This is a genomic window from Curtobacterium pusillum (assembly GCF_013359865.1).
Taxonomy (GTDB): domain Bacteria; phylum Actinomycetota; class Actinomycetes; order Actinomycetales; family Microbacteriaceae; genus Curtobacterium; species Curtobacterium pusillum.
The window spans coordinates 136,516-161,023 of the sequence record NZ_JABMCE010000085.1 but is presented as its reverse complement, the minus strand read 5'-3'; the positions used below and the strand labels follow the sequence as shown (position 1 = coordinate 161,023).

General features: G+C 71.1%; 19 protein-coding genes. 14 read left to right on the top strand and 5 right to left on the bottom strand.

Going from position 1 to position 24,508, the window contains the following annotated elements:
- Positions 1 to 20 precede the first annotated feature (20 nt).
- The gene (locus HP507_RS15460; RefSeq protein ID WP_175352680.1) at positions 21 to 1,580 is read right to left on the bottom strand and encodes an FGGY-family carbohydrate kinase; all 1,560 of its coding nucleotides are present in this window, start codon (positions 1,578 to 1,580) and stop codon (positions 21 to 23) included.
- Positions 1,581 to 1,787: 207 nt separating this feature from the next.
- Between HP507_RS15460 and HP507_RS15455 the strand changes: the two genes are divergently transcribed.
- Genes HP507_RS15455 through HP507_RS15445 form a run of 3 tightly spaced genes read left to right on the top strand, consistent with a single transcriptional unit; the run spans position 1,788 to position 4,724 of the window.
- The gene (locus tag HP507_RS15455) at positions 1,788 to 2,858 is read left to right on the top strand and encodes a LolA family protein (RefSeq protein WP_175352679.1); all 1,071 of its coding nucleotides are present in this window, start codon (positions 1,788 to 1,790) and stop codon (positions 2,856 to 2,858) included.
- Positions 2,859 to 2,905: 47 nt separating this feature from the next.
- Complete coding sequence (locus HP507_RS15450; protein WP_175352829.1) at positions 2,906 to 3,862, top strand: ABC transporter ATP-binding protein; 957 nt, start codon at positions 2,906 to 2,908, stop codon at positions 3,860 to 3,862.
- Positions 3,849 to 4,724, top strand: a complete 876-nt coding sequence (locus tag HP507_RS15445; RefSeq protein ID WP_175352678.1) for an ABC transporter permease — start codon at positions 3,849 to 3,851, stop codon at positions 4,722 to 4,724. The genes HP507_RS15450 and HP507_RS15445 overlap by 14 nt, the downstream gene beginning before the upstream one ends.
- Here the strand turns inward: HP507_RS15445 and HP507_RS15440 are convergent.
- Entirely contained in the window at positions 4,717 to 5,775 is a 1,059-nt protein-coding gene (locus tag HP507_RS15440; RefSeq protein ID WP_175352677.1) for an NADP-dependent oxidoreductase, read from the bottom strand. The two genes, HP507_RS15445 and HP507_RS15440, sit on opposite strands and share 8 nt — an antisense overlap.
- A gap of 147 nt (positions 5,776 to 5,922) precedes the next feature.
- Entirely contained in the window at positions 5,923 to 6,837 is a 915-nt protein-coding gene (locus HP507_RS15435) for a metallophosphoesterase (protein ID WP_175352676.1), read from the bottom strand.
- A 59-nt stretch (positions 6,838 to 6,896) separates the two neighbouring features.
- Between HP507_RS15435 and HP507_RS15430 the strand changes: the two genes are divergently transcribed.
- Complete coding sequence (locus tag HP507_RS15430; RefSeq protein WP_271207246.1) at positions 6,897 to 7,907, top strand: threonine aldolase family protein; 1,011 nt, start codon at positions 6,897 to 6,899, stop codon at positions 7,905 to 7,907.
- A gap of 66 nt (positions 7,908 to 7,973) precedes the next feature.
- Here the strand turns inward: HP507_RS15430 and HP507_RS15425 are convergent, their stop codons facing one another.
- The gene (locus HP507_RS15425; RefSeq protein ID WP_271207247.1) at positions 7,974 to 8,375 is read right to left on the bottom strand and encodes an L-rhamnose mutarotase; all 402 of its coding nucleotides are present in this window, start codon (positions 8,373 to 8,375) and stop codon (positions 7,974 to 7,976) included.
- Complete coding sequence (locus HP507_RS15420) at positions 8,372 to 9,745, bottom strand: MFS transporter (protein ID WP_217508846.1); 1,374 nt, start codon at positions 9,743 to 9,745, stop codon at positions 8,372 to 8,374. The genes HP507_RS15425 and HP507_RS15420 overlap by 4 nt, the downstream gene beginning before the upstream one ends.
- Positions 9,746 to 9,868: 123 nt before the next feature.
- Between HP507_RS15420 and HP507_RS15415 the strand changes: the two genes are divergently transcribed.
- The 10 genes from HP507_RS15415 (at position 9,869) to HP507_RS15370 (ending at position 24,352) form a co-directional block, all read left to right on the top strand.
- Entirely contained in the window at positions 9,869 to 10,879 is a 1,011-nt protein-coding gene (locus HP507_RS15415; RefSeq protein WP_175352675.1) for a LacI family DNA-binding transcriptional regulator, read from the top strand.
- A 260-nt stretch (positions 10,880 to 11,139) separates the two neighbouring features.
- Positions 11,140 to 12,234 carry a LacI family DNA-binding transcriptional regulator gene (locus HP507_RS15410; protein ID WP_175352674.1) on the top strand — a complete coding sequence of 365 codons (1,095 nt, stop codon included), beginning with the start codon at positions 11,140 to 11,142 and terminating at the stop codon, positions 12,232 to 12,234.
- Between the two features lie 350 nt (positions 12,235 to 12,584).
- Positions 12,585 to 13,907: an ABC transporter substrate-binding protein gene (locus tag HP507_RS15405; protein ID WP_175352673.1), complete on the top strand. Its 1,323-nt coding sequence runs from the start codon at positions 12,585 to 12,587 to the stop codon at positions 13,905 to 13,907.
- 88 nt (positions 13,908 to 13,995) lie between these two features.
- Positions 13,996 to 14,850 carry a carbohydrate ABC transporter permease gene (locus HP507_RS15400; RefSeq protein WP_175352825.1) on the top strand — a complete coding sequence of 285 codons (855 nt, stop codon included), beginning with the start codon at positions 13,996 to 13,998 and terminating at the stop codon, positions 14,848 to 14,850.
- Between the two features lie 5 nt (positions 14,851 to 14,855).
- Entirely contained in the window at positions 14,856 to 15,722 is an 867-nt protein-coding gene (locus tag HP507_RS15395; protein ID WP_271207284.1) for a carbohydrate ABC transporter permease, read from the top strand.
- Positions 15,723 to 15,788: 66 nt separating this feature from the next.
- On the top strand, positions 15,789 to 18,113 hold the full coding sequence (locus tag HP507_RS15390; protein ID WP_175352672.1) for an alpha-L-rhamnosidase: 2,325 nt from the start codon (positions 15,789 to 15,791) through the stop codon (positions 18,111 to 18,113).
- A 171-nt stretch (positions 18,114 to 18,284) separates the two neighbouring features.
- Positions 18,285 to 19,457 (top strand): L-rhamnose isomerase, encoded by a 1,173-nt coding sequence (rhaI, locus tag HP507_RS15385; protein WP_175352671.1) that lies wholly within the window; start codon positions 18,285 to 18,287, stop codon positions 19,455 to 19,457.
- 28 nt (positions 19,458 to 19,485) lie between these two features.
- Positions 19,486 to 21,543 carry a bifunctional aldolase/short-chain dehydrogenase gene (locus HP507_RS15380; RefSeq protein WP_338085245.1) on the top strand — a complete coding sequence of 686 codons (2,058 nt, stop codon included), beginning with the start codon at positions 19,486 to 19,488 and terminating at the stop codon, positions 21,541 to 21,543.
- Between the two features lie 8 nt (positions 21,544 to 21,551).
- Positions 21,552 to 23,030 carry a rhamnulokinase gene (locus HP507_RS15375; RefSeq protein ID WP_175352669.1) on the top strand — a complete coding sequence of 493 codons (1,479 nt, stop codon included), beginning with the start codon at positions 21,552 to 21,554 and terminating at the stop codon, positions 23,028 to 23,030.
- A gap of 128 nt (positions 23,031 to 23,158) precedes the next feature.
- Positions 23,159 to 24,352: an alpha-hydroxy acid oxidase gene (locus HP507_RS15370; RefSeq protein WP_175352823.1), complete on the top strand. Its 1,194-nt coding sequence runs from the start codon at positions 23,159 to 23,161 to the stop codon at positions 24,350 to 24,352.
- The last annotated feature ends 156 nt before the right edge of the window (positions 24,353 to 24,508 follow it).

Here is a 24,508-nt window from a genome sequence, read left to right as displayed (position 1 = left end):
CCGCAGGACCGGTCCGGTGCTCAGCAGGACCGGTCGACCGACCCGCCGGCGGGCCCGCCCGGCAGGAGACCACCCCGGGGCCCGCCGTCCGGGCCCCGGGGCGCACTCCTCCGGCCCCGCTCCGCCAACCGGTGGACGACCGACTTCGTGGCCTCGTACAGCTCGCGGTAGTCGCGGTACCCGGGCTCGTACGCAGCGTACGCGTCGGGGTCCGGCTCGATGACGGTCGACGGCGGGTTCCACGTCGTGATGTCCACTGCCTCGACGAGCGACGCCGCCAGGAATGCCGACCCGTAGCACGCGCCGATCGTGACGCTCGGCACCGTCTGCGGCAGCCCGGTGACGTCCGTCACTATCGTCGGCCAGAGCCGCCCGAGCAACCCTCCGCCGGCGCCGACGAGTTCGCGGACCTCGACCCCGGCCTCCCGCAGGACCTCGACGTTGTGCCGCACCGCGAACGCCGTCGCCTCGAGCGTCGCCCGGTACAGGTCCCCGCGGGTGTGCCGCACGGTGAGCCCGGCGACCACCCCGCGGGCGTCGGGATCCGCGATCGGCGTCCGCTCCCCCGCGAAGTACGGCAGCATGAGCAGGCCGTTCGCTCCGGCGCCCGACGACTCGGCCTCCGCGAGCATCGTCGCCCAGTCTCCGTCGACGAGGCGTCGCCACCAGTCCGTGATCGCTCCGGAGGTCGCCATCCCGCCGGACACGCTCGGCTGCCCCGGGTGCGTCCCGACCGTGGTCCACATGCCGGGCACCGCGGTGGGCTCGGAGGTCGGCACGATCATGAACATCGTCGTCCCGTACTGCAGGAACATCCGACCCGGCACGGACTCCCCGACGCTCACTCCCTCGGCCCAGGCGTCGATGGTCCCTGCCGTCACCGGGATGCCGGCCGGGAGGCCCGTGGCCGCGGCCGCCGCGTCCGTGACGGCGCCCGCCGGGTCCCCGGACCAGAGCAGTCGGGGCATCTCGAGCCCCGGTGCGAGCCGCTCGCACCACTCGGGGATCCAGGCGTTCTCGTGCACGTCGTACAGCGGCGTGGTCTGACTCGCCGAGTGGTGGTCGAGGACGTACTCCCCCGTCAGCCGTTCCACGATGCGCGACGACGGCATCGTGAAGCGTGCCGCTCGCGCCCACACGTCGGGCTCATGCCGGGCGGCCCAGGCGAGCTTCACCCCCGCTGCCTGTGTGGAGAGCGCCGAGCCGCACCGCCGGCGGATCGCACCCTCACCGCCGAGCTCCGCGGTGACGTCGGCGAGCATCTCCGCCGTCCGCGTGTCGACGCCGTACAGGACCGCCGGGCGCAACGGCTCCCCGGCGCCGTCGGTGAGGAGCACGCACGGGCCGATCCCGCTGACGCCCACGGCGGCGACCTCGGCGTCCGGCACCCGCTCGAGCAGCTCCCGCGTCAGCGTCGTGAACTCGTCCCACCAGATCCGGGAGTCCATCTCCACGAGTCCCTGTTCGGGCCGGTCGACCTCGTGACGGCGTCCGACCTCGGCGATCACGGTGCCGTCGAACCGGGCGAGCAGCGCCTTCGTGCTCGACGTCCCGATGTCCAGACCGAGCACCACCCGCATGCCGCCTCCTTCGCCGCCACCGACTCGCCGCCACCGACCGTCGTCGGTCGTCCCACGAGTCTACGAACGATCGGCGATGGTCATCCTCGCGGGGGACGACAGTGGGTGGTGCACGAGGCATCGTGGGAACACGGCGACGCCCAGGCTCCTGTCGGGGGCCGGACGTACCGTGCTCCCGACTCCGAATGCTCCACCGAGGGGAAACCGATGAAGAAGTCAGCCTGGCTGCCCGCAGTCATCGCTCCGGTCGTCGTCGCCGGCGCGGTCGCCGCACCCATGATCGCGAACGCGTCGAGCGACCCGATCGCAGGCACGAACCCGAGCGCTGCCGACGTCATCGCCAGCATCGCGAAGTCGTCCGACGCGAAGTACTCGGGCAAGCTCGAGCAGACGAGCGACCTCGGTCTCCCCGAGCTCCCGACGGGCTCCGGGGGTTCCTCGCTCGAGGGCGACGCCTCCGACGCGCTCGGCCTCCTCACCTCGTCGCACACCGCTCGTGTCTACGTCGACGGCGCGGACAAGCAGCGCGTCCAGCTGACGCAGCAGCTCGCCGAGCAGGACGTCATCCGCAACGGGTCCGAGGTCTGGACCTGGGACTCGAAGGAGCGCACCGCGACACACGTCACGCTGCCGAAGGACGCGGCCACCCCGGACGGCACCACCACGCCGTCCGACGTCGCGAAGCAGGCGATCACGGCGATCACGCCGTCCACGACGGTGTCGAAGCCGAAGGACGTCCGCGTCGCCGGACACGACGCCTGGCAGATCACGCTCACCCCGAAGTCCTCCGGCACGCTGGTCGGCACGGTGCGACTCGCAGTCGACCAGCAGACCGGCCTCCCGCTGCGCGCCACCATCGAGGCGAAGGGGCAGGACGACCCCGCCGTCCAGGTCGGGTTCACCAGCCTGCAGTACGGCGCACCGGCCGCACGGCTCTTCGACTTCACACCTCCGTCGAACGCGAAGGTCGAGACGAAGGACCTCTCCGACGCCGCACCGAACGCGAACGGCGACGGAACGCACCGTCAGGGCGAGCGTTCCGGCGACGAGCCGACGTTCAGCGGGAAGGGCTGGAGCACGATCGCCGAGCTCCCGGCCGGCACCGTCGACCGGTCGTCGCTCGGTGTCGACGCCACCGGGCTGCTGAACCAGCTGACGAAGTCCGTCGACGGCGGTCGCGCGGTCCAGACGTCGCTCGTGTCGGTCTACCTGACGGACGACGGGCGGGTGCTCGCGGGCGCCGTGCCGGTGTCCGCCCTGGTCGCCGCCGCGAAGTGAGCACGACGGACGCCGACACGTCGGGCGCGCACGGACCGGCGCCCGACGTGTCCGCACCGGCCACGCGACCGGACCTCGCGATCCGCACCACGGGCCTCCGCAAGGTGTTCCGCAGGCAGCGCGCCGTGGACGGCATCGACCTCGCCGTCCCCCGAGGCGCCGTCTTCGGCTTCCTCGGACCGAACGGCTCCGGCAAGACGACCACGATCCGCATGCTCCTCGGGCTCTCGAGCGCGACGGGCGGCAGCATCGAGGTGCTCGGCGAACCGATGCCGAAGGCGCTGCACGACGTCCTTCCGCGCGTCGGTGCGCTCGTCGAGGGGCCGGCGTTCTACCCGTACCTGTCCGGACGGGCGAACCTGTTCCGCTTCGACGCCGCCGACCCGACGTCGGACCCGCGCACCAGGACGGACCGCGTGGCGAGCGCCCTCGACCGCGTCGGCCTGACGCACGCCGCCGACAAGAAGGCGCACGCGTACTCGCTCGGCATGAAGCAGCGGCTCGGACTCGCGAACGCCCTCCTCGCACCGCGGGACCTGCTCGTGCTCGACGAACCGACGAACGGCCTCGACCCGCAGGGCACGCGCGAGGTCCGCAACCTCATCCGTTCCCTCGCGGACGACGGCACGACGGTCTTCGTGTCGAGTCACCTGCTGGCCGAGATCGAGCAGGTGTGCACGCACGCCGCGGTCATGCGGACGGGGAGGCTCGTCGCGCAGGGCACCCTCGAGGAGCTCCGGTCCGCCGGCGCCCGGACGGTCACCGTCCGCACCCCGGACCTCGGCGAGGCCGGCTCCGTCCTGACGCGCCTCGGTCTGACGCCCCGGCACGACGGTGGTGCGGACGCCCTCGTCGCCGACCTGCCGCACGAGCTCCTGCCGGAGACCATCACCGCCGAGCTCGTCCGCGCCGACGTCCGGGTGCGGGGCCTGACGGTCGGCGGGGGCACGCTCGAGGACCTGTTCGTCGCGCTCACCGGGGAGGGATTCGATGTCGCAGCCTGACGTCGTCGTCCGGCGGGCCCCCGACGTCCGTTCGTTCCCGCGACGTCGGCAGCGTCCCTTCGCGCTGCTCGGTTCCGAGCTCGCGCTGGTCTTCCGGCGCCGCCGTACCTGGGCGATGCTCGGGGCACTCGCACTCGTGCCGATCCTCATCGCGATCGCGGTGCGCCTCACCACCGGGGACGACAGCGGCGGCCCGGCGTTCCTCGGCGACATCACGAACAACGGGCTCTTCGTGGCGTTCACCGCCCTGACGGTCTCGATCCCGCTGTTCCTGCCGCTGACGGTCGGCGTGGTCGCCGGCGACACGGTCGCGGGCGAGGCCAGCCACGGCACCGTGCGCTACCTGCTCGTCGCACCGACCGGGCGCGTCCGGTTCATCCTGGTGAAGTACGCCGGCGCGGTCGCGTTCTGCCTCGCGGCGACCCTGCTCATCGTGCTGGTCGGGGCGGCGATCGGGGCGGTGCTGTTCCCGATCGGGCCCGTCACGCTGCTCTCCGGCACCCAGGTCGGCGGCTGGTCGTACGCCGGCCGGGCACTGCTCCTCGCGCTGTACGTCGCGCTGTCGATGCTCGGACTGTCGGCGATCGGCCTGTTCGCGTCGACGCTGACGACCGTGCCGGTCGGGGCGATGGCCGCCACGGTGGTGCTCGCGGGGGCGTCCCAGGTGCTCGACCAGTTGCCGCAGCTGGACTGGCTGCACCCGTACCTGTTCTCGCACCAGTGGCTCGGGTTCGGCGACCTGCTGCGGGACCCGATCGCGTTCGACTCCTTCGGGTCGAACGCCGTGCTGCAGCTCGGATACGTCGTGGTGTTCGGTGCGCTGGCGTACAGCCGCTTCGCCACGAAGGACGTCCTCAGCTAGGAGAGGCGGAACCGCCCGCCATCGTCTCCGTCTCGGGTGCGCGCTCCTCCGCGTACCGGTCACGCAGGTCCCTGGCCTTCTCGGAGCGGTACCAGTCGAGTCGTGCGCCGGACTCGACGGGCTGCATGCCCACGACGACCTTGCCGCGGGAGTGCATCTCGGCGAGGTCCTCGTAGGCGTCGACGATGTACTCGAACGGGTAGAAGCCCGAGATGAGGACCTGCACACGGCGTTCCTCGACGGCCTTCGCGAGCAGGGCGAGGTCCTCCATGACCTCGTGATCGGCCGCCGGTGCGCGGAGCAACCGGATCTCGACGTCGCGGCGGTCCTCGGAGGACACGAAGCGCTTCTCGTCGACGCCGAGCGCGGCCGCCAGGCTCCGAGCGGACGCGTCGCCGTGGTTGTCGATGAACGCCGTGATCGGACGGCCGTCCGCGGCGTCACGGATGCGCGTCTCCTCGCCGTCCCCGTAGACCACCGGCAGGGTGCCGATCTGCCGCAGGTAGTCGTGGTTGCGCGGACTCCCGAGGGCGATCACCGTGGCCCCGGCGTCGTGTGCGAGCTGGCACTCGATGTGCCCCACCCCGCCGGCCGCGGCGCTGACGACGACGGTGTCGTCCGGCCCGAGCCGGAGATCGCGGACGATCGACACCGCGGTGCACCCGGCGAGGTACAGGCCGCCGGCGACCTCCCAGCCAACGTGGGTCGGTTTGACCATGACGGCTTCGCGCGGAACCCGGATCCAGGTCGCGTGCGCGCCACCGTCGGGGGCGTGTCCCATCACCTCGTCGCCGACGCGGATCCGCCGGACCTCGGCGCCCTTCGCGCGGACGATGCCGGCGAAGTCGACCCCCTGGTGGGCGGGGAACTCGAGTTCGATGCGGTCGCGGAGTCCGCCCTCGCGGAGGAACCGCTCGATGTGGTTGAGTCCGGACGCGACGATCTCCACGACGACGTCGCCCGGTCCCGGTTCCGGACGCTCCTGGGGGACGAGTTCGACGACGTCGAACCCGCCGTACCGGTCGTACTGCACTGCACTGCCGATCCGCATGGGGTGCTCCTTCCCTGGAGGTGTGGCACCGGCCTACTCGGTGCTCCCGAACGCAACCCGAACACGCCGGGTACCGACGCGCGCAGACGACCGACGGGAGGCGCGGTGCGGGCCCGCACCGCGCCTCCCGGCCCGCAGGCGGTTGCGTCACGGACCGGTGGACGCCTCGATGATCCGGGTCACGGTCTCCGCGTCGAACGCGAACGCGAGCGGATCCGCGTCCGGTCGCGGGACGCGGACCGGCGTCGACCAGACGGAGCCGTCCTCGGCGATGTCGACGACGAGGGCGCCCGCGTCGACGTACGCCGCCTCCTCGTCGTAGACGCCCGTGACGTCGGTGTCGTTCGCGACGCCCGGGGCGACGAGCACCGGAACGCCCGCGAGCGACCCGGCGAAGTGGTGGTGGTAGTGCCCGGCGAGCACGACCCGCACGTCCGAGCCGCTGATCGCGTCGGCGAGGTCGCCGGGGTTCCGGAGCTTGAGCGCGTCGTGCAGGGCCGTCGGGGCCGGCAGCGGCGGGTGGTGCAGGACCACCACGGTGCCGTGCGGCGCGTGGTCTCCGGCGAGGGCGGCGCGGAGCCGGTCGAGCGACGCGTCCGTGATCTCGCCGTACCCGGCGCCGGGGACGCTGGTGTCCACGGTGACGATCCGGCGTCCCGACACGAGGGACTGACCCCAGACCGGGACGGTCGGCGGGTGGTACTCCATCGTGTGCGCGAGCGGGCGACCGCCCTCGCCGAGGACGTGCCCGTTCGCGAGGACCTGCCGGAACCCCTCGCGGAGGTCGTGGTTCCCGGGGACGGCGACGAGCGCCGCACCGTGCCGTCCGGCCCAACCGCCGACCCGCTCGAGCACCGCCGCGTACGACTCCGCGGAGCCGTCCTCGGACACGTCTCCGGAGACCACGACGAGGCCGGTGCCGGGAACGGTGTCGACGCGGGCGAGCACGCGCTCGAGCGCCGCGGTGGTGTCGACCGATCCCTGGTGCAGGGCGCGGTCGCCCGTCAGGTGGGTGTCGGAGAGGTGGAGGACGCGGAGGGTTCCTGCTGCGGGCGGCTGCATGGGCCCCACGCTAGCCACGGCGGTGATCGGTGGACTGAACGGCGCGTTAGCGTTGCCTGGTGACCGACGCGCCGATCGACCTCCGCTCCGACACCGTGACCCGTCCGACCGCGGCGATGCGCGCCGCGATGGCCGAGGCGGAGGTCGGTGACGACGTCTTCGGCGAGGACCCGGAGACCGCGGCCCTCGAACAGGAGGTCGCGGACCTGCTCGGCTGCGAGGCGGGGCTCTTCACGCCGTCGGGGTCGATGGCGAACCAGCTCGGGCTCCGGCTGCTCGTCGGCCCCGGGGAGGAACTCGTCGCCGACCAGCAGGCGCACGTCGTCCGTGCGGAACTCGGCGCAGCGGCGGTGTTCTCCGGCATCACGACCCGCACCTGGGCCTCCGACCGCGGTCGTCTCGTGGCCGCCGCGGTGCAGGAGATCGCCGAGCCGAACGCGGGCGCGTACTCGGTGTCGACGGCGGCGATCGCGGTCGAGAACACGCACAACTTCGGCGGCGGCACCGTCCAGCCGCTCGACGAGGTCCGCGCCGTGCAGTCCTACGCCCGGGAGCACGGCATCGCCCTGCACCTCGACGGCGCACGGCTCTGGAACGCCCACGTCGCGTCGGGGACACCGCTGCCCGAGCTCGCCGCCGGGTTCGACACCGTGTCCGTCTGCCTGTCGAAGGGCCTCGGCGCCCCGGTCGGCTCCGTGCTCGTGGCCTCCCGTGAGCGCGTCGACGCCGCGCGGATCTGGCGGAAGCGGTACGGCGGCGGCATGCGGCAGACGGGGTTCCTCGCGGCGGCCGGACGGTTCGCGCTCCGGCACCACGTCGACCGGCTCGCGGACGACCACGCCAACGCTCGGGTGCTGGCGGCGGCACTCGACGTCGACCCGGACACGGTGCAGACGAACATCGTCTTCGCCGAGGTCTCGGACCCCGCGGCGTTCGTGGCCCGGGCGGCCGAACGGGGTGTGGTGCTCATGCAGCTCGGGCCGCGGCGCATCCGGCTCGTGACGCACCTGGACGTCTCGCGCGAGGACGCCGTCCGCGCCGCCGAGGTCCTGGCGGCACTCCCCCGCTGACCACGTCGGGCCGGCAGCACGTCCGCCGGCACGAGCACCGCCCGGCACGAGCACCGCAAGGTCGGGTCATCCCCGTGCCGCGGCCAGCTGGTCCTCGAGGTTGAACACCTCCGGCAGCACCCGCGCTGCCTGGTCGGCCCGCCCGGTGGCCCCGGTGAAGAGGTCCTGCATGTGCGACTCCCACGCCGTCGCCACCTCGGACGCAGCGAGCGAGGCGTCGGCGTCGGCCACCGAGTCCGTCTCGTAGTACCCGATGAGCAGGCCGTCGTCGTCGAGGAAGAGCGAGTAGTTCCGCCGCCCGGCCGAGGCGATGGCCCGCAGCATGTCGGGCCAGACCGCGGCGTGACGCTCCCGGTAGGCGTCCATGTGCTCGGCCGCCACCTGCAGTCGGAAGCAGACGCGGGTGACGTGAGCCGCGCCTCCAGTCCGGTCCCCGGTGTGCGGCTCACGCCGGTCGCCGTCGCTCACCGCGGCGTCCGCTCGTCTCGCGCACCACGGACCTGGTCGCGCAGCGCCTGCCGACGCTCCTCGTGCTCGTCGACCGTGCGGACGGTCCCCGTGATGCTGGTGACCGTGCCGTAGCGCTCGGCCTCGATCTCGTCGAGGGTCTTGCCGCGCGTGTTCGGCGCCCAGATCGTGCCGACGAGGAACGACAGTGCGAGCAGCCCGAGGATGAGCCCGCCGAGGGCACGGAGGCCGATGTCGGACAGGAGCAGCGGGAACCAGATGCTCAGCAGACCGACCATGACGCGGGCAGCCAGGAACAGCACGCCCTGCGCGCTGGCACGGTAGCGGGTGGCGAAGAGCTCCGAGGTCCAGAGGCCGTAGAACGCCTGCGCCCCGATGCCCGACGAGATGCCCCAGGCGATGGCGAAGAACAGGAGGGTGCCGAGGTTCGCCGGTGCGTAGATGAGGACGGCCCACGCGATGATCGCGAGCAGGGCGCCGATGGCGTAGAGGACCCGGCGACTCATCCGGTCGGCGAAGCGCATGAACCCGAAGTAGGTCGCGGCGACGGTGCAGCCCCACACGAGGATCTGCAGGCCGTACTGCTCCGTGACGCTCGTGACGCCGGTCGCCGAGTAGACGCGCGGCTGGAAGATGCCGGCCTGCCCGGCGACGGTGTTCCAGAGGGCGTAGACGCCGAACAGGAACAGCATCGCGGTGAGGTTCTTGCGTCGGCTGAAGAGCTGGGTGATGCCGTGGAAGAAGTTCGCGGTCCCGGTGGCGGCGCGCTCGTCCTTCCAGATCGCGGACTCGGGCAGGCCGCGGCGCAGCCACCAGACGATCGCGGCGACGACGAACAGGTGCGCGAAGATCAGGCGGCTGCCGAGCAACCCGAGCGGTGCGGCCGCGATGGCGAGGGCGAACCCGACCATCGGACCGATCGACCAGGCGAGCTGCGCGGTGCCGACGTGGGCGGCGCGCTTGTCCGCCGGGGCCTGCTCGGCGATGTAGGTCCAGCTGGCGGGGACCCCCGCGCCGACCGCGATGCCGGTGAGGATGAACCCGGTGAGCAGCATGCCGTAACTGCCGGCGAACACCGCGAGCAGGATGCCGAGCATGTAGAGGAGCAGGTCGTACGTGTAGATGAACTTGCGGCCGTAGCGGTCGCAGAGCGGACCGCCGATGATCGCGCCGGCGGCCGCGCCGAACGCGTTCGCGGACAGGCTCGCGAGGAGTCCGACCTGCAGGTCCCCGATGTGGAACTGCGCCTGCCAGAGGCTCAGGCTCGTGGCGATCGCGATGATCGACCCGGACTCGATGTAGTTCGACATGGCGACCGAGATAGTCGCCTTCCAGCCCGTGGTGTTGCGGGCTCCGATGCGGACCGCCATTGGTCCTCCGTTCGTGCGTTCGTCGGTGAATCGTTTCAACGGTGCTGCGAGGACGTTACCCGCCGATCCACACGAGGGCAAGTCGTTCCGTCGAAATGGAGTGCCCGATGTCAGGATGACCCCATGGCAGTGAGCGTTCGGGACGTCGCGGCGCTCGCCGGCGTGTCCCTCGGCACGGTCTCGAACGTGCTCAACCGACCGGACAAGGTCGCCCCCGCCACGGTCGAGCGGGTGCAGTCCGCGATCGCGTCGCTCGGGTTCGTGCGGAACGACTCCGCTCGCCAACTCCGGGCCGGCCGGAGCTCCACCGTCGGGCTCATCGTGCTCGACGGCGGCAACCCGTTCTTCACCGACGTGGCTCGCGGCGCCGAGGACGCGGCGATGCGGAAGGGCCTCGCCGTCCTGGTCGGGAACTCCGACGAGTCGGTCGACCGCGAGCACACCTACGTCGACCTGTTCGAGGAACGCCGCGTCGCCGGACTCCTCATCTCCCCCGCCGGCGACGACCTCACCCGCCTCGGACGCCTCCGCGACCAGGGCACGGCCGTGGTCCTCGTCGACCGCCGCTCCGACGACGACCACTTCGCGTCCGTCTCGGTCGACGACGTCGCGGGCGGGAGCATCGCCGTGTCGCACCTCGCGGCGATCGGGCGCCGCCGCATCGCGTTCGTCGGGGGGCCCTTCGGCATCCGGCAGGTCACCGACCGGCACGCCGGGGCGGTCGCAGCGGCACGCTCGGCCGGCGTGGAGCTCGAGGTCCTGCCGACCACGTCGCTGTCCGTGCTCGAGGGCCGCCGCATCGGCGAGGAGATCCAGGCACGCCCGGCGTCGGAGCGCCCGGACGCGGTGTTCGCCGCGAACGACCTGCTCGCCGTAGGACTCGAGCAGGCGTTCATCATGCGGGGCACGATCCGCGTGCCCGAGGAGATCGCGATCGTCGGGTACGACGACATCGCGTTCGCCGAGGTCGCGGTCGTCCCGCTGACATCGGTGCGGCAGCCGGCGCAGGACCTCGGGCGCCGAGCCATCGAGCTGTTGCTCGCACAGGTCGAGGAGGGCCAGGGCGTCGAGACGCTCCACGTGGAGTTCACGCCCGAACTCGTCGTGCGCCAGTCCACGGTCGCCGAGCACTGACGCCGCCGGCGCTGTGCGGCGCGCATCGCGCGTCGTGCGCGTCGTGCGCGGTCAGTTCCGCCAAAGCGACAGGATCCCGGCAAGCCGTGGCGTCCCTCCCGGCAAAGCGACAGAATGCCGGCAACCCTTCGCGCCACACTGTCGCTTTCGCGAACGGGTCGGCTCCGCCGCGACCGACTGGAGGCGCGGGGCGGCGCCGCACCGCGCCTCCAGTCCGGCGGTGGGGCGGGACCGCATCCCGCTCCGCCTACGATCGGACCATGGTGCATGTCCCACGGCGCGACGGACCGCCGAGCGTGCACCACGTCGCCGCTCGCGCGGGCGTCTCGCTCGCCACGGTGTCGAACGTCCTCAACCACCCCGAGCGGGTCGCGGACGCCACCGCCGCACGCGTCCGCGACGCGATCGCCGAGCTCGGGTACACGCCGAACCGCAACGCGCGGGCACTCGTGTCGGGCACCACGCGGTCGATCGGTCTCGTCGTCATGTCACTGCGGAACTCCCTGTTCAGCGACATGGTGAACGGGGCGCAGCTCGAGGCGCGGCACCGCGGCCACACCCTGCTGATCGCGAGCAGCGAGGACGACCTCGAGGCGCAGGGCGACCACCTCGCCTACCTCGAGAGCACGAGGGTGTCCGGGATCCTGCTCGCCACCATGACGGAGTCCCGCGACCAGGTGGAGCTGACCCGCCGGCACGGGCACCCGGTCGTCTACGTCAACTACGAGCCGTCCGAGGTCGACGCCTGCTCCGTCGTCGTGGACAACGAGCAGGCCGGGTACCTCGCCACGACGCACCTCATCGAGCGGGGCTGCCGGCGCATCGGCTTCGTCAGTGCACGGCCGGACCTCCAACCGGTGCACCGACGTCGCGCCGGGGTGCTCCGGGCGATCGCCGAGCACCCGGGGGTCGTGCTGGTCGACGTCGACGCCGGGGACATCGACCCGCCGGGAGGCACCGACGCCGGCGCCCGCATCGCCCGGATGCCCGCTGCGGAGCGCCCGGACGGCGTGCTCGGGGTGACGGACCTCCTCGCGATGGCGGTCGTGACGGAGCTGCGCGCGGCCGGACTCCGCGTGCCGGAGGACATCCCGGTGTCGGGCTGCGACCACAACTCCGTGGCGTGGGGCGGTGCGGTCCCGTTGACCTCGGTGACGATGCACGGAGCGGAGATGGGCCAGGCGGCGGTGGGGCTGCTGCTCGACGAACTGCGCGAACCGCCCGAGGAGCACGTGCACCGGACGATCGTGATCGGCAGCGAACTCGTGGCGCGGGAGAGCACGCTCGGGCGCGCGGCCGCCGCCGAAGCTGCGCGGCTCCGGACGCCGGCCGACCCGCGGCTGCGCGAGGGCTGAGGCGCGCCGGGCCTCGGCGGACGGGGCCGGTTTCACCTGCGAAGGCGACACGTTGCCGTCGAGCGCGCCTGTCTGTGCCGCGAAAGCGACATGGTGCCGCCGAACTTCGGCGGCAGGCTGTCGCTTTCGCGGAGGCGGCAGGCTGTCGCTTTCGCGGGCACAAGGGGGACGCGGTGCGGGAGCACGCACTTCCGTAACGAATCCGAATCGGTGATTGACACGCTTCAATCGTCGTGGTTCGATTCCGATTGAAACGTTCTAAACAGCAGCACCGGGCCCCGCACTGGAGCGGGACCCGGGTCCGTTTCACCCGGGGTACCCCTGCCCCGGGCCTTACGAGGAGGTAAGGAATGTCAGCTCGTTCCCTGACCACCAGGTTGCTCGCCATCGGCGGCGCCACGGTCCTCATCGGCGGTCTGGCCGCGTGTTCGTCGGGCGGCTCCGCCGACACCGGCAGCAGCGGCGGCAAGACCACGATCACGTACCTGGTCGACAACGCGGAGGCGACCGGCGTCACCGCGAAGGCCCTCATCACGGCGTTCGAGAAGGCCAACCCCGAGATCACCGTCAAGCTCGACACGAAGCCGCAGGGCACCGACGGCGACAACCTGGTGAAGACCCGGCTGTCGACCGGCGAGATGGCCGACGTCTTCAACTACAACTCCGGCTCGCTCATGCAGGCCCTCAACCCGGACAACACCCTCGTCGACCTGTCGAAGGAGAGCTGGGCGAAGGACGTCGACCCGCAGTTCACCAAGGTCGTGAGCACCGACAAGGGCATGTACGGCGCACCGTTCGGCACGAGCTTCGGCGGCGCGGTCCTCTACAACAAGAAGGTCTACGCGAAGCTCGGACTGAGCGTCCCCACCACCTGGGCCGAGTTCATCAGCAACAGCGAGAAGATCAAGGACGCGGGCATCGCGCCGATCATCCAGACCTACGGCGACACCTGGACCAGCCAGCTGTTCGTCCTCGCCGATTTCGGGAACATCACCGCGCAGCAGAAGAACTGGGCGACGCAGTACACGAAGCACAAGGAGTCCTACGCGAAGCAGCCGGCACTCGCCGGGTTCCAGCACCTCCAGGAGGGCAAGGACAAGGACCTCTACAACAAGGACTACGCGTCGGCCACGCAGGCGAACGGCCTGAAGATGCTCGCCGACGGCACCGGTGCGCAGTACCCGATGCTGACGAACGCGATCTCGGCGATCCAGCAGGACAGCCCTGACGCCGTGAACGACATCGGAGCCTTCGCCCTGCCGGCGGCGAACGCGGACGACACGAACCTCACCATCTGGGAGCCGAACGGCCTGTACATCCCGAAGACGACCACGGGCGACAAGCTCACGGCCGCGAAGAAGTTCATCGCCTTCGCGAACTCGTCCGGCGGCTGCAAGGTGCAGAACGACACCGGCACACCCGGCGGCCCGTACGTGATCTCGACCTGCACGCTCCCCGACTCGGTGCCGCCGATGATCGACGACCTGCAGAAGTACCTCGACGAGAAGAAGGCGAGCCCGGCGCTCGAGTTCCTCTCCCCGATCAAGGGCCCGAACCTCGAGAAGATCTGCGTGCAGGTCGGGTCGGGCATCACCTCCGCCGCCAAGGGCGCTGACCAGTACGACGAGGACGTCGTCCAGCAGGCCCAGCAGCTCGGCCTCAAGGGCTGGTGATCCGGTGACCGCGACGCTCACGACGGCGCTCGAACCGTCGAAGACGACCAGAGCCGGCGCCGGTGGTGCCGGGCCCGCTCGGAAGCGGATGCGCTCGTTCTACCCGGCGTGGTTCTTCATCCCGGCGATCGCGCTGTACGTCGTGTTCTTCGCGGTCCCGACCTTCGCGGGGTTCTACTTCTCGCTCACCCGCTGGACGCTGTTCGACCAGACCTTCATCGGCTTCGACAACTTCGTCCGGTTCTTCCAGGACCCGCAGCTCGTCTCCGGGTTCGTGCACACGTTCGAGTACGGGTTCGTGACGAGCGCGGCGAAGGTGGTCCTCGGACTCGCCCTCGCCCTGCTCCTCACGAGCCCGGTGCTCGGGCGCGGGTACCTCCGAGCGGTGGTGTTCTTCCCCGTACTGGTGTCGACGATCGGCATCGGCATCACGTTCAAGGCACTGATGGACCCGTTCCACGGGATCATCAACGGCGTCCTCGGTTCGGTCGGCCTCCCGACGCCGGGGTGGTTGACGGACCCGAGCCTCGCGCTCTGGAGCGTCGCAGCGGTCGACGTGTGGAAGGGCGTCGGGATCGCCACGCTCATCTTCATCGCCGGCATCGTCGCGATCCCGCAGGAGTACTTCGAGGCCGCCCGCGTGGACGGCGCGAGTTCGTGGACGATCTTCCGGAACATCACGCTGCCGCTGTCCCGGCCGGCGATGGGGACGGTCATCATCCTGTCGCTCATCGGCGGTCTTCGGTCGTTCGACCTCATCTGGGCGATGACCGGCGGTGGACCGGGCTTCACGAGCGACGTCATCGCGAGCGTGATCTACAAGCAGTACCAGGCCGGGTTCTACGGACTGTCGACCGCCGGCAACGTCGTGTTGTTCATCGTCGTGACCGCGATCATGGTGCCGATCTCCTGGCTCCTCAACCGCAAGGAGGCGGAACTGTGACCGCGATCACCAGCCAGCGGCTGTCCCCGTCCCGTACACGCGGACGCCACAACGCCCGCAAGTGGGTCATCGGCACCATCGCCATCGTCGTCAGCTTCGTGGTGTTCCTCGTGCCGTTCGTCTTCGTCCTGCTGCAGGCCGCGAAGTCCCCGGCGGAGGCGAACCAGCTCGGCTTCACGCTCCCGACCCAGTGGCAGCTGTGGCAGAACCTCGTCGCGGTCATGCAGACCGGTGACGGTGGCATCCTCCGCGCTTTCCTGAACAGCGCGGTCCTGACCGTCGGCAGCGTCGTCATCATGGTGGTGTTCGCCGCGATGGTCGGCTACGTCCTGCAGCGCCGGCCGAGCAGGTGGAACGGCGTGATCAACTTCTTCGTCCTCGCCGGCCTCATCGTCCCGCCCGCGATCGTCCCGACGATCTGGGTGCTGCAGGGTCTCAACCTGTTCAAGACCATGGGCGGGATGATCCTCGTCGAGGCGACGTTCGGCCTGTCGTTCTGCATCCTGCTGTTCCGGGCCTTCGTCGCGACGATCCCCAAGGAGCTCGACGAGGCCGCCGTGCTCGACGGCGCCGGCCCGATCCGCCTGTTCTTCGGGGTCGTCCTGCCGCTGCTCAAGCCGGTCATCATCACGGTCGTGCTGGTGCAGTCGGTCACGGTCTTCAACGACTTCACGAACCCGCTGTACTTCCTGCCGGGGTCCGAGAACGCCACGGTGCAGCAGACGCTCTACACGTTCCAGAGCCAGTCGGTCAGCCAGCTGAACCTGCTGTTCACCGACGTGCTGCTCATCACGATCCCGCCGCTCATCCTCTACATCTTCTTCAACCGTCAGATCGTCGCCGGCATGACCAGCGGCGCCGTCAAGGGCTGACGCCGGACCCGCGCAGCCCCACCATCCACCCACGACGCGGACGACGACGTCCGCCGGAAGGACACCATGACCACCTGGACCGCATCGTTCATCGCGAGCGACGACGACCTCGGGAGCGCACCGATCCTGCGTCGGGAGTTCACGCTCCACACCGGCCACGGCCCCGTCACCAGCGCCACCCTCCACCTCAGCGCCCTCGGAGTCGTCGAGGGGTGGCTCGGCGGACAGCGCGTCTCCGACCACCTGCTCGAACCGGGGTGGACCAGCTACGAGTGGCGCGTCCGCGTCGTCTCGCACGACGTCACCTCGCACCTCGGCGGCACCGAGCCCGGCGGTGCCGTCGTGCTCGCGCTCGTCGTCGGCAACGGCTGGGCGGCGGGACGGCTCGCCTGGGGCGGTGGCGGGGGCTGGTACACGGACGAGCGCGCCGGGTTCGCCGAGCTCCGCATCGCGTTCGAGGACGGGCACGAGCAGCACGTCGCGACGGACACGGAATGGCAGGCGCTGTCGAGTGCGATCACCGCCGACCAGCTCTACGACGGCGAGGACATCGACGCCCGACTCCGCGACGGGTCGTTCCTGCAGCCGGGGACCCCGACCATCCCGAGCGTCGACGGTCACGAGGGCCGGACGAGCACCGTGCACGCGGTGGACCTCGGCGACCGCGAACTCGTCGCCGACACCGTCCCGCCCGTCCGGCCGCTCGCCGAGATCGCCCCGGTCGACGTCTGGACGAGCCCGTCCGGCGCCACCCTCGTCGACTTCGGCGTGAACCTCGTCGGCTGGATCCGCGTCACCGCCAGCAGCCCGGCCGGCACCGTCCTGACCCTGCGGCACGCCGAGGTCCTCGAGCACGACGAACTCGGCACCCGCCCGCTGCGCTCCGCGAAGGCGACGGACCACTTCACCCTGAGCGGCAGCGGTCCGGACCAGCCGGACCGCTTCGAGCCGCGCTTCACGTTCCACGGCTTCCGGTACGCCTCGATCGACGGGTGGCCCGGCACGCTCGACGAACTCCGGACTGCGCTGACGGCCGTGCAGGTCGGCTCCGACCTCACCCGCACGGGCACGTTCGAGTCGAGCCACGATCTGCTGAACACGTTCCACGACAACGTCGTCCGGGGCATGCAGGGCAACTTCCTCAGCGTCCCGACCGACTGCCCGCAGCGCGACGAGCGCCTCGGGTGGACGGGCGACATCGCGGCGTTCGCCCCGACGGCCTCGTACCTGTTCGACACGAGGACGTTCCTCGCGGACTGGCTCCGCGACGTGTGGCTCGAGCAGCAGCACGCCGACGGTGTCATCCCCTTCGTGGTCCCCGACGTGCTCAAGTACTCCCCCTCCGAGCACTTCGGCAAGCCGGAGGCCACCGCGATCTGGTCGGACGCCGGAGTGTGGGTGCCGTGGACGCTCTACCAGGCGTACGGCGACACCGCCGTCCTCGAGGAGCAGTTCGAGTCGATGGCGGCGCACCTCCGCCGGGTCCGCGACCACCTGTCCCCGCAGGACCTCTGGGACACGGTCTTCCAGTTCGGCGACTGGCTCGACCCGGACGCCCCGCCGGAGGACCCGGCGGACGCGAAGGCCGACAAGGGCGTCGTCGCGACGATCTGCGCCTTCCGGTCCGCGACGATCGTGGCGGAGGCGGCCGAGCTGCTGGGCGGCCACGAGGGGGAGGCGACGGAGTTCCGGGAACTCGCGTCGCGCCTCCAGGCCGGCTTCCGGGCCCACTACCTGCTGGAGGACGGACGGATCCTGTCCGACTCGACCACCGTGTACACGCTGGCGATCGTGTTCGGGATCCTCGACGCCGAGGGTGAGCGGCTGGCGGGCGACCGCCTCGCCGAACTCGCCGAGCGCAGCGGGTACCGGATCTCGACGGGCTTCGCCGGCACGCCGTTCATCACGGACGCGCTGACGCAAACCGGCAACCTGGAGGACGCGTACCGGCTGCTCCTGCAGACCGAGTGCCCGTCGTGGCTGTACCCGGTGACGATGGGTGCGACGACGGTGTGGGAGCGGTGGGACTCGATGCTGCCCGACGGGACGATCAACCCCGGCGAGATGACGTCGTTCAACCACTACGCCCTCGGTGCGGTGGCGGACTGGATGCACCGGGTGGTGGGTGGCCTGGCGCCGCTGTCGCCCGGCTACGCGGAGGTGCTGATCGCGCCGCAGCCGGGCGGAGGTCTGACGTGGGCGTCGACCTCGCTCGACACGGTGCACGGGCACGTCGCCGTGCGGTGGGAGCTCGTCGACGGCGAGCTCGTCGTGCGGGCGACGGTGCCGGACGGCGTCACCGCGGTCGTGCGGCTCCCGGGTCTCGACGAGCAGCGCGTCGGCGCGGGCACGCACGAGTTCCGCTCGCCGGCCGCGGTCCCAGCCGGCTGACGCCGGCCCCCTTCCGCAAGACACCGGTGTTCGCTCGTCGCACCCCGGTATGCGGGTGTTCATCGGGCGAACACCGGTGTCTTGCGGCCGACCACGTACTCGGTGGGTTGCGCGGGCGACGCGCAGGCCGTACCGTATGAAACGATTCAATCGACCACGAGGAAGTGCACGATGACATCAACCCCGACCTTCGCCGGGATCGCGGACCAGCTGGCCCGGCAGCAGATCGAGCTGCCCTCCTGGGCATTCGGCAACTCCGGCACCCGCTTCAAGGTGTTCAGCACGCCCGGCACCCCGCGCGACCCCTACGAGAAGATCGCCGACGCCGCCCAGGTGCACCGGTACACGGGCCTGGCCCCGACCGTGGCGCTGCACATCCCGTGGGACCTCGTCGACGACTTCGCCGACCTCCGCCGCCACGCCGAGGAGCACGGCGTCCGCCTGGGCACCGTCAACTCGAACACGTTCCAGGACGACGACTACAAGTTCGGCGCGCTCACCCACGTGGACGAGACGATCCGGCAGAAGGCGATCGACCACCACCTGCGCTGCATCGACGTGATGGACGCCACCGGCAGCCGCGACCTGAAGATCTGGCTCGCCGAGGGCTCGAACTACCCCGGCCAGGAGGACATGCGCAGCCGCCAGGACCGCCTGCACGAGAGCCTGAGCACGATCTACGAGCGCCTCGGCCCGGACCAGCGCCTGGTGCTCGAGTACAAGTTCTTCGAGCCGTCGTTCTACCACACGGACGTCCCGGACTGGGGCACGAGCTACGTGCACACGGCTGCCCTCGGTGACAAGGCGATGGTCTGCCTCGACACGGGTCACCACGCGCCCGGCACGAACATCGAGTTCATCGTGATGCAGCTGCTCCGGCTCGGCAAGCTCGGCAGCTTCGACTTCAACTCGCGCTTCTACGCCGACGACGACCTCATCGTGGGCGCCGCCGATCCGTTCCAGCTGTTCCGGATCCTCGTCGAGGTCGTCCGCGGCGGCGGCTACGACAACCCCGACGTGGCGTTCATGCTCGACCAGTGCCACAACATCGAGGACAAGATCCCGGGCCAGATCCGCTCGGTGCTCAACGTCCAGGAGATGACGGCCCGCGCGCTGCTCCTCGACCGCGTCGCGCTGACCGCGGCGCAGGAGGCGCACGACGTCCTCGGCGCGAACGAGATCTTCATGGACGCGTACCAGACCGACGTCCGCAAGGACCTCGCCGAGTGGCGGGAGTCGCGCGGGCTGCCGGCGGACCCGATGCGGGCGTACCGCGAGTCGGGCTACCAGCGGCAGATCGCCGAGGACCGCGTCGGCGGCGTCCAGGCCGGGTGGGGCGCGTAGACAGATGGACACAGGACTGGAGGCACGGGTGGACCCCGCAACGCAGGTGACGGCAGAACAGGTGGTCGCGGACCTCATCACGCGCTCGAACGCGCTCGGCTCGGATCCGCGGATCACGAACTACGCGGGCGGCAACACGTCCGCGAAGGGCACCGACACCGACCCGGTCACGGGCGAACCGGTGGAACTGCTCTGGGTGAAGGGCTCCGGGGGCGACCTCGGCACCCTGACCCCGGCGGGGCTCGCGGTCCTGCGCGTCGACCGTGTCCGTGCCCTCCAGGACGTCTACCCCGGCGTCGACCGCGAGGACGAGATGGTCGCCGCGTTCGACCACTGCCTGTTCGGACGCGGTGGAGCCTCTCCGAGCATCGACACCGCGATGCACGCCCTCGTCGACGCCGCGCACGTCGACCACCTGCACCCGGACGCCGGCATCGCGATCGCGACGGCGGCCGACGGCCCGGCACTGACCGAACGCATCTTCGGCGACCGCGTGGTCTGGGTGCCGTGGCGTCGTCCCGGGTTCCAGCTCGGTCTCGACATCGCACGCATCAAGCGGGACAACCCGCAGGCGGTCGGCACGATCCTCGGCGGGCACGGCATCACCGCCTGGGGCGCGACGAGCGCCGGGGCCGAGGCGAACTCGCGCTGGATCATCGACACGGCCGAGCAGTACATCCAGGCGAACGGGAAGGTGGAGCCGTTCGGCGGGACGCGGGCGGGCCACGAGGCACTCCCCGCCACCGAACGACGCCGGCGCGCCGCCGCCCTCGCCCCGACGATCCGCGGCATCGCCGGCCACGACAAGCCCGTCGTCGGCCGCTTCACCGACAGCGACGTCGTGCTCGACTTCCTCGCCAGCGAGAACGCGCCCCGCCTCGCAGCACTCGGCACGAGCTGCCCGGACCACTTCCTCCGCACCAAGGTGAAGCCGCTCCTCCTCGACCTGCCCGCGACGGCGAGCGTCGAGGAGCAGGTCGCCCGCCTGCACGAACTCCACGAGGAGTACCGCGCGGACTACCAGGCCTACTACGACCGCCACGCGACGCCGGACTCCCCCGCGATCCGCGGCGCCGACCCCCTCATCGTGCTCGTCCCCGGCGTCGGGATGTTCTCGTACGGCAAGGACGCCCAGACCGCCCGCGTCGCCGGCGAGTTCTACGTCAACGCGATCAACGTGATGCGCGGCGCCGAGTCACTCAGCACCTACGCGCCGATCGACGAGGCCGAGAAGTTCCGCATCGAGTACTGGGCCCTCGAGGAGGCGAAGCTCCAGCGCATGCCGCCGGCGAAGAAGCTCGCCACCCGCATCGCCCTCGTCACGGGTGCGGCGAGCGGCATCGGCAAGGCGATCGCGAAGCGCCTCGCGGCCGAGGGCGCCGCCGTCGTGATCGCCGACCTCGACCTGGCGAAGGCCCAAGAGGCGGCCGCCGAGATCGGTGGCCCGGACACGGCGATCGGCGTCGCGGCGAACGTCACCGACTCCGGCGCGATCGACGAGGCGATCCAGGAGGCGCTCCTGCACTTCGGCGGTCTCGACCTCGTGGTCAACAACGCCGGGCTCTCGCTCTCGAAGTCGTTGCTCGACACCACCGAGCAGGACTGGGACCTGCAGCACGACGTCATGGCAAAGGGCTCGTTCCTCGTGTCCAGGGCGGCGGCGAAGGTCCTCATCGAGCAGGGCCTCGGCGGCGACATCGTCTACATCTCGAGCAAGAACTCCGTGTTCGCCGGTCCGAACAACATCGCCTACTCCGCGACGAAGGCCGACCAGGCGCACCAGGTCCGGCTCCTCGCGGCCGAGCTCGGCGAGCACGGCGTCCGCGTCAACGGCATCAACCCCGACGGGGTCGTCCGCGGCTCGGGCATCTTCGCCTCCGGCTGGGGAGCGAACCGGGCGAAGACGTACGGCATCGACGAGCAGGACCTCGGCAAGTTCTACGCGCAGCGCACCATCCTCAAGCGCGAGGTCGTGCCGGAGAACGTCGCGAACGCCGTGTACGCCATCTGCACCGACGACTTCTCGCACACCACCGGGCTGCACGTGCCGGTCGACGCGGGCGTCGCCGCGGCGTTCCTGCGGTAGGGACCGTCATGACGAAGAGCGGCAGCGTCGCCGCGGTCGATCTCGGGGCCACGAGCGGTCGGGTGATCGTCGGCCACGTCGACACCGACGGCGTGCGGATGGAGCACGTCGCCCGGTTCCCGAACGGCCCGGTGACCCTCCACGAGCGCGACCGCGAGGCGCTGCACTGGGACGTCGTCGACCTGGACCGGCAGGTGACCGCCGGCCTGCGCGACGCCTTCGGTCGACACCCGTCGATCGCGAGCATCGGCATCGACTCGTGGGCGGTGGACTACGCCCTGCTCCGGGAGGGCCGACTGCTCGGGCTGCCGTACCACTACCGTGACGCGCGGCACGAGCAGGGCGTCGGACCCGTGCACGCGCAGGTCCCGGCGGCGGAGCTGTACGCGCGCAACGGCCTGCAGCACCTGCCGTTCAACACGGTGTTCCAGCTCGCCGCCGACCCGACCGCGCCGCTCGCCGACCGCGCGCTCCTCGTCCCCGACCTGCTCGGCTACTGGCTCACCGGGGTCGAGGCGGCCGAGCGCACCAACGCATCGACGACCGGGCTGCTGAACGCGACCACCCGTGGGTGGGACCCGGCGGTGCGGGCTGCTGCGCGCCTGGCATCCGGACTCCTGCCGACGCTGCACGACCCGGGTGATCGACTCGGTCCCCTGCTGCCGTCGGTCGCCGACGCAGTCGGCGGGCAGGCGCCCGTCACCCTGGTGGGCTCGCACGACACGGCCTCCGCCGTCGTCGCGGTGCCCGCGACCGAGGACGACTTCGCGTACATCTCCTCCGGGACCTGGTCGCTCGTCGGCGTCGAGCTCGACGCGCCGGTCCTGACGGACGCGGCCCGCGAGGCGAACTGCACGAACGAGGGCGGCGTCGACGGGCGGGTGCGGTTCCTCAAGAACGTGTCCGGGCTGTGGCTGCTCTCCGAGAGCGTGCGCACCTGGGAGCGCGGCTGCGAGGCCGTCGACCTGGAGGCGCTGCTCGCCTCCGCCGCGGCCGTCACGGCACCGGTCCCCGTCTTCGACGTCGCGGACGAGTCGTTCACGCCGCCCGGCGACATGCCCGCCCGCATCGCCACCTGGTGCACCGAGCACGGGCTGAGCGCACCGGCCTCACGGGCCGAGTTCGTGCGGTCGATCCTCGAGTCGCTCGCCACCGCCTACGCCTCGACGCTCGAGACGATCACCGCCGTCACGAGGCGAGACGTCCGACAGGTGCACATCGTCGGCGGCGGCTCGCAGAACCGTCTGCTCTGCCAGCTGACCGCCGACCGCACCGGTCTGCCGGTCCTGGCCGGCCCCGTCGAGGCGACCGCGCTCGGCAACGTCCTCGTGCAGGCCCGGGCTGTCGGGCTCGGCGGTCTCGGTGGGGCGTCCCTGGAGGCACTCCGCCGCACGGTCGCGCAGGCCGTCGAGCCGGTTCGCTACACCCCGAGGGGCACGAGCCTTCCTGTTCCCCGATCCACCCCGAGACGTAGGATGTCTGTATGACCTCGACCGACGACCAACACCGCGTCGACCCCGCCACCGGCGCGCCGGCACCCACCACAGGGACGGCCTCGACCGCACGGACACGGGTCAAGCGGCAGCTTCCGACCCTGCACGACCTCGCGCCGCTCATGCAGTTCAAGAAGCCCGACCTGAACGCCCGGCGTCGGCGGCTCGAGTCGGCGCTGACGATCTGGGACCTGCGGGACATCGCCGCCCGGCGCACGCCGAGGGCCGCGTTCGACTACACCGAGGGTGCCGCCGAGGCGGAGATCTCACTCGCCCGCGCCCGCCAGGCGTTCGAGGACATCGAGTTCACGCCCGCGATCCTGCGCGACGTGTCGACGGTCGACACCTCCCGCTCCGTGCTCGGCGCCCCCGTCGCGTACCCGTTCGGCATCGCCCCGACGGGGTTCACGCGGATGATGCAGACCGAGGGCGAGCGCGCCGGTGCCCGGGCAGCCGGACGCGCCGGCATCCCCTTCTCGCTGTCCACGATGGGGACCACCGCGATCGAGGACGTCCGCGACGCCAACCCGCACGGACGCAACTGGTTCCAGCTCTACATGTGGAAGGACCGCGAGAAGTCCATGGCACTCGTCTCCCGCGCGGAGAAGGCCGGCTTCGACACCCTGCTCGTCACCGTGGACGTCCCCGTCGCCGGCGCACGACTGCGGGACAAGCGGAACGGGTTCTCGATCCCGCCGCAGCTCGGTGTGAAGACCATCGTCAACGCCATCCCCCGGCCGTGGTGGTGGTTCGACTTCCTCACCACCGAGCCACTGGCCTTCGCATCGCTCGACCGCTGGTCCGGCACCGTCGGGGAGCTCCTCGACCACATGTTCGACCCGACGGTGACCTACGAGGACCTGGAGTGGATCCGGTCGCAGTGGAAGGGCAAGATCGTCGTCAAGGGCGTGCAGTCCCTGGCGGACGCGAAGCGGCTGGCGGGCATGGGCGTCGACGGGATCACCCTGTCGAACCACGGCGGCCGGCAGCTCGACCGTGCCCCGGTCCCGTTCCACCTCCTGCCGCAGGTCGTGCGGGAGATCGGCAACGACACCGAGGTGCACCTCGACACGGGGATCATGTCCGGCGCCGACATCGTCGCCGCGGTCGCCCTCGGAGCACGGTTCACGATGGTGGGCCGGGCGTACCTGTACGGCCTGATGGCGGGCGGTGAGGCGGGGGTCGACCGGATGATCCAGATCCTGTCCGAGCAGATCGAACGGACGATGCGGCTGCTCGGGGTCGCGACCCTCGACGAACTCGAGCCCGGGCACGTGACGCAGTTGCAGCGGTTGACGCCGATCGCGCGGAGCTGACGGGACGCACCGGGCATTCACGTGCCGGACGACGGGGCGCCCCCCGAACGGGGCACAGATGAGGCATGATGGTCGTGGACTCGTCACCGAAATCCCTCGGGCACCGCTCGTGGGAGCGGGTCCATCCCATCCCCGATCCCCACACGAGGAACCCGT

What these genes read in the sequence shown, in the direction of transcription:
- HP507_RS15460 (WP_175352680.1), bottom strand. Translation starts at nt 1,580, where the DNA reads ATGCGGGTGGTGCTCGGTCTGGACATCGGGACGTCGAGCACGAAGGCG.
- HP507_RS15455 (WP_175352679.1), top strand. Translation starts at nt 1,788, where the DNA reads ATGAAGAAGTCAGCCTGGCTGCCCGCAGTCATCGCTCCGGTCGTCGTC.
- HP507_RS15445 (WP_175352678.1), top strand. Translation starts at nt 3,849, where the DNA reads ATGTCGCAGCCTGACGTCGTCGTCCGGCGGGCCCCCGACGTCCGTTCG.
- HP507_RS15440 (WP_175352677.1), bottom strand. Translation starts at nt 5,775, where the DNA reads ATGCGGATCGGCAGTGCAGTGCAGTACGACCGGTACGGCGGGTTCGAC.
- HP507_RS15435 (WP_175352676.1), bottom strand. Translation starts at nt 6,837, where the DNA reads ATGCAGCCGCCCGCAGCAGGAACCCTCCGCGTCCTCCACCTCTCCGAC.
- HP507_RS15420 (WP_217508846.1), bottom strand. Translation starts at nt 9,745, where the DNA reads ATGGCGGTCCGCATCGGAGCCCGCAACACCACGGGCTGGAAGGCGACT.
- HP507_RS15415 (WP_175352675.1), top strand. Translation starts at nt 9,869, where the DNA reads ATGGCAGTGAGCGTTCGGGACGTCGCGGCGCTCGCCGGCGTGTCCCTC.
- HP507_RS15410 (WP_175352674.1), top strand. Translation starts at nt 11,140, where the DNA reads ATGGTGCATGTCCCACGGCGCGACGGACCGCCGAGCGTGCACCACGTC.
- HP507_RS15405 (WP_175352673.1), top strand. Translation starts at nt 12,585, where the DNA reads ATGTCAGCTCGTTCCCTGACCACCAGGTTGCTCGCCATCGGCGGCGCC.
- HP507_RS15400 (WP_175352825.1), top strand. Translation starts at nt 13,996, where the DNA reads ATGCGCTCGTTCTACCCGGCGTGGTTCTTCATCCCGGCGATCGCGCTG.
- HP507_RS15390 (WP_175352672.1), top strand. Translation starts at nt 15,789, where the DNA reads ATGACCACCTGGACCGCATCGTTCATCGCGAGCGACGACGACCTCGGG.
- rhaI (WP_175352671.1), top strand. Translation starts at nt 18,285, where the DNA reads ATGACATCAACCCCGACCTTCGCCGGGATCGCGGACCAGCTGGCCCGG.
- HP507_RS15375 (WP_175352669.1), top strand. Translation starts at nt 21,552, where the DNA reads ATGACGAAGAGCGGCAGCGTCGCCGCGGTCGATCTCGGGGCCACGAGC.
- HP507_RS15370 (WP_175352823.1), top strand. Translation starts at nt 23,159, where the DNA reads ATGCAGTTCAAGAAGCCCGACCTGAACGCCCGGCGTCGGCGGCTCGAG.